Here is a 4,834-nt window from a genome sequence, read left to right on the forward strand (position 1 = left end):
GATCGCCGCACGAAGGTGCTGCAACTGCCTCAGCACAGGGCGAACGAAAGTCGCTCCGCGCTTAACTGAGCGGTATTACGCCATGAATGGCGACCCTACGTTTAATTAAAAAACTCGTGCAGCGCATCGGCCAGCGCCTGCGGTTGCTCATCCGGGATGAAGTGACCGCAGTGCGCTATTTTAATTCCCGTCACATCCGCCGCGAACTCGCGCAACGGCAACGCCATATCCGGAATCGAACCCTGATCGGCGCTGATCGCCAGTAACGGCAAGGCTAATTTACCGCGTTCACGAAGCAACGTTCGGTTTTGCGCCGCCGAAATCGTCACTTCACGATAAGTGGCCATTCCGGCGCGTATTGCGCCCTTCTGCTGTAACAAACGGGTATATTCCGCCATGTCTTCATCGCCAAACACCATCGGGCTGGCCGCTTTGCGTTTCAGGAACCACTCGAGGTAGATTGCTTCGCGCCCTTCTATAAGTGCTTCCGGCAAATCCGGTAAGAGATGAAACGCGAAATGCCAGGTTTTCCACGCTTTATCCGGCGTGGCGGGCAGCGATTCTGGCAAAGTGACACCAGGAATGCCGGCATCGAGCAGCGCCAGCTTTTTCACCTGATCGCTAAACAATGTGGCATACGGCCAGGCAACCCACGCGCCGACATCATGCGCAGCGAGGTAATAGCTTGTATGCCCTAACTGCTGCATCAAGCCCTGCACTTTCTGCGCCAGCGATATGGTGTCGTAGCCGCTGAGCGGTTTGTCCGAGTCGCCCTGGCCGGGTAAATCTGGCGCGATAATGAAATAGCGATCGCTCAGCAGCGCCATCACCTGCCGCCAGGCAAACCAGCTTTGTGGAAATCCTGCCAGTAAAAGTAATGAATCCCCGTTGGTATTGCCGCCGCTGACGTAATGCAAACGCACGCCGTCAACGGTGGCGTAATGATGGGAAAATCCGTCTAACGCGTTGAATGGCTGCGTCCAGCCCGGCGCGTGCTTGATAACTGATGCTGGCATTTTCGCTCTCCGCATATTTAGGAAATGATCAATTCCTAAATACTACCTGATGATCACAACATAAGAAAAATTTTCTGCACAGCGACATCGGTCGCCATTAATGGCGACCCTACGGAGTGGGTTGTTTGCTATTCTGTGCGCGACTCTTTCTTAACAATTGTGAAACCTATGCGAACATCGGATCTGTTGCGGCTGTTAATTTTAGCGGCGATTTGGGGTGCCAGTTTTCTATTTATGCGCATTGCGGTTCCGGCGCTGGGCGCGGTGAATACCGCATTTTTACGCGTATTCTGCGGCATGTTGGGTTTACTGATCATCATGGCGGTGATGCGCATTCCGCGCCGCTTTAACGGCAAATTGGGCTGGGCGATGTTGCTGGGCGTTATCAACTCGGCGATTCCATTCCTGATGTACTGCCTCGCGGCACGCGTGTTGCCGGCGGGTTATTCGGCGATTCTCAACGCCACTACGCCGTTGATGGGTGTGATTATTGGCGCGGCCTTCTTCGACGAAAAGCTAACAGTTAATAAAGTTATCGGCATGATCGCCGGATTCAGTGGAATTATTGTCATCAGTACCACCGGAGAAGCGCATCTCAGCAGCACGTTAATTGGCGGAATATTAGCCTGTTTGATCGCTACCGCCTGTTATGGTTTTGCCGGTTTCCTGACCAAGCGCTGGATCGGTGCACGTGGCGGTCTTGATGCCACCAAAGTCGCCTTTGGTTCCCAACTTGGCGCGTCAGTCTTTCTGCTGCCGATCTTTGCTTTTAGCGCACCGCAAACGTCAGCGGCAAGTTGGCAAATTCCTGAAGTCTGGGCCAGCATTCTGGCGATTGGGTTTATCTGCACCGCGCTGGCTTACATCATCTACTTTCGCCTGCTCGCCGATATTGGTCCGCTGCGCACGCTGACCGTGACATTTATGATCCCGCCGTTTGGCATTTTATGGGGCTGGTTAGTGCTGGGTGAAGAGATCAATCAGGGCTTTATTAGCGGTTCGCTGCTGATTGTCTGCGCGGTATGGCTGGTCACCAGCAACGGCTTCGGCAAACGCGCCGCTGTAAACAGCAGCGCCAGCAAATAGCCTTACTTTTTGCCGGATGGCTTCAGCGATCGATTGAGGTCCTGAATACGCTTCATGGTTTTAACCGTACGCGATGAGGTCGCGGAAGCCACCGACAAAATCAGCATCTCCAGACATACCAGCACCGTTCCGTGCAGCGGCATGCGACCATTCTCGCCGCCGCGCGGCACGTTGATAATCACATCCGCCTGTTTAGCGAAAGCTGAATCCAGCGCATTAGTCAGCAAAATCACCGGCATGCCAAGACGTTTCGCCTCTTTCAGTGCGGTGATGCCTTCACGGTGCGCCGACTTCTGCGCCATCATAATCAGCACATCACCACGCTGCAGCCCAATCAACTGTTCCGCCAGCGCAATACCGGAGCGATTGAGCGTCACCGCCGGAATCCCAATACGCGTGAACAAACGCGCACTGTAATCCGCCAAAATCCCCGAAGCATTGATGCCAAACAGCGCTACCTGACGCGCATCTATAAGATGTGTTACCGCTTTGGCGACCGCTTCCCGATTGTGCGGTTCAGATAACGCATCGCAGGCGCGTTTATGGCCGCTCAGCACAAAATCGATGCCCGAATTGATATCACACGAGAGTTCGCCCACGGTGGCGCTCATCTTCTCTTCAGAATTCATCGCCGGGCCAAACCAGGCGGTCAGCGTGGTTTTCAAATCGCGCAAACCGGCAAAACCTAATGCCTGCACCGCACGAACTACAGTGGCATCCGAGGTGTGGGTGGCGTCGGCAATTTCCATCGCCGTGGCATCCAAAACCACTTCGCGGTGGTCATGGATGTAACGCGCCACCGCTTGCAGGCTGGATGATAATGTCGGCGCGCGCGATCGATAGCGTTCACCCAGAACATCCACACGACTTTTACTGCTATTTCTGTTCATCTGCTGGTTGCTCTTTAAGAGTGAGATTATTACTGAAAGTTTGTAGTGAATTACGCAATTACTACCAAGACTAAAATATGTAAGACAATGAATTTATACCAATAAAAGTGTAATAGGTTCGAAATTATTTCCATTTACTACTACATTACAACATGGTTGAATGATTCTCAATTGCATTGCACCAGGTTAATGATGAATGAATAACAACAAGCCCTTCACTTTTAAATCCCAACGCCATCCAGCCATCCTTGCTGCGATTTACGGCGTTAGCCTCTGGAGTTCCGCCAGCAGTTTTGCCGCTGAGGAAAGCAGCACGCTCACCGTTTCAGCGCAGGAAGAGAACGCACAAGGTGACAACGTCACTAATAGTTCGGTCGGCACTAAAACGTCTACGCCGCGTATTAACCAGGCGCAGTCAGTCAGCGTGGTGACGCAGCAGCAACTTGAAGACTTTCAGGCGTCGAGTCTTACCGATGCAATGCGCTTTGTCAGCGGCGTGACGGAAGGCAACACGCTGGCCGGCACCGAAGATGGCTTTGTACGTCGCGGCTTTGGCAGCAATTCGGATGGTTCGATCTATCGCGATGGGGTGCGCAGTAGCCAGGGTTTGAACTTTGATGCCACCAGCGAGCGCGTGGAAGTGCTGAAAGGCTCAGCATCGTTGCTGTACGGCATTCAAAATCCGGGTGGCGTAATCAATGTGATAAGCAAGAAGCCGCAGTATGTATGGCACACCAAAGTCAGCGGCAGAACCTCCAGTGAAGGCGGCGGCGCGGGCACCGTGGATATCACCGGGCCGCTCGGCAACGGCTTCGCCTTCCGCCTGATTGCGGAAAAACAGAATCAGGATTACTGGCGCAATTTTGGCAGTGAAAAGCACACGCTGATCGCGCCTTCGCTGCAGTGGTTTGGTGAGCAAGCCAGCTTCCTGATTAGCTATTCTGATTATCAATACGACATTCCTTACGATCGCGGCACCGCATTTATCAACGGCAAACCGATTGATATCGGCTACAAAGATCGTCTGGATGACAAAGCCAACCATGCGTGGGGCCACAACAAAACCCTCAACGCCCATTATGACTGGCAGTTTAATGACGACTGGAGCACGCGCGTTACCCTCGGCTGGAACCAGCGCCAATACGATAACAATGAAGTGCGCGTCACCGCAGTCAATCCCAACACCGGCGTGGTGACGCGTCGCGCCGATGCCAATCGCGGCTTCAACCACAAAACCAAATACGTTTCCTGGGACTTGATCGGCTCACAGCAAGTTTTCGGCATGACGCACGATGTGGTTTTGGGTACCGATTACGAGATGATCCAAACCTATCGCGCGCATCAGTACCAAGGCAAAGCCAACACCGGTTTTAACTTTAACGATCCGCAGTACGATATTTTGTCGCCGATCACCAACAGCAGCACCGAGAACACCGCCAACGCTAATAACCTCAACCGCACGCACAGCCGTTCCATCTATGCCAAAGACAGCATCAGTTTGACGGAAAACTGGATTGCGGTGCTTGGCGGGCGCTATCAGCATTACGAGCAGCGCGCATCGAAAGGCTTCGATCCGGTGGTGCAAACGTTGGACAGCGATGGCAACAAATTCCTGCCGCAGGCTGGTTTGATCTTCAAAGTGACGCCGGACGTTTCGCTCTACACCAGCGTGAGTAAATCCTTCACACCATCGACCGATGTGGATGATGACGGCAACGTCGGAAAACCGGAACAGGGCACCACATGGGAAGTGGGCAGCAAATGGCAGATTTCACCGAAGCTTTTTGCCAGCGTGGCGCTGTATCGCATTGACGAGCGCGATATGTCGCTGAGCATTAACGG

Annotated in this window: 4 protein-coding genes; 2 read left to right on the forward strand and 2 right to left on the reverse strand. The window is 53.3% G+C overall.

All coding sequences use genetic code 11. The features are described 5' to 3' along the window. Positions 1 to 101 precede the first annotated feature (101 nt). Entirely contained in the window at positions 102 to 1,016 is a 915-nt protein-coding gene (locus RTM06_RS22560; protein WP_312184777.1) for an alpha/beta hydrolase, read from the reverse strand. A 168-nt stretch (positions 1,017 to 1,184) separates the two neighbouring features. Between RTM06_RS22560 and RTM06_RS22565 the strand changes: the two genes are divergently transcribed. Continuing rightward, complete coding sequence (locus tag RTM06_RS22565) at positions 1,185 to 2,102, forward strand: DMT family transporter (RefSeq protein WP_312184778.1); 918 nt, start codon at positions 1,185 to 1,187, stop codon at positions 2,100 to 2,102. 2 nt (positions 2,103 to 2,104) lie between these two features. Here RTM06_RS22565 and RTM06_RS22570 read toward each other — a convergent pair whose 3' ends face one another. Beyond that, positions 2,105 to 2,992 carry a MurR/RpiR family transcriptional regulator gene (locus RTM06_RS22570; protein ID WP_256698850.1) on the reverse strand — a complete coding sequence of 296 codons (888 nt, stop codon included), beginning with the start codon at positions 2,990 to 2,992 and terminating at the stop codon, positions 2,105 to 2,107. A 196-nt stretch (positions 2,993 to 3,188) separates the two neighbouring features. On the opposite strand from RTM06_RS22570, the gene RTM06_RS22575 reads away from it, so the two are divergent. Continuing rightward, a partial coding sequence (locus RTM06_RS22575) for a TonB-dependent receptor domain-containing protein (RefSeq protein ID WP_312184779.1) occupies positions 3,189 to 4,834 on the forward strand: 1,646 nt, incomplete at its 3' end.

The sequence above is a fragment of the Pantoea sp. CTOTU46764 genome (genome assembly GCF_031974595.1).
GTDB lineage: Bacteria > Pseudomonadota > Gammaproteobacteria > Enterobacterales > Enterobacteriaceae > Pantoea > Pantoea trifolii.

Coding starts and splice junctions, on each gene's coding strand:
- RTM06_RS22565 (WP_312184778.1), top strand. CDS start 1,185: ATGCGAACATCGGATCTGTTGCGGCTGTTAATTTTAGCGGCGATTTGG.
- RTM06_RS22570 (WP_256698850.1), bottom strand. CDS start 2,992: ATGAACAGAAATAGCAGTAAAAGTCGTGTGGATGTTCTGGGTGAACGC.
- RTM06_RS22560 (WP_312184777.1), bottom strand. CDS start 1,016: ATGCCAGCATCAGTTATCAAGCACGCGCCGGGCTGGACGCAGCCATTC.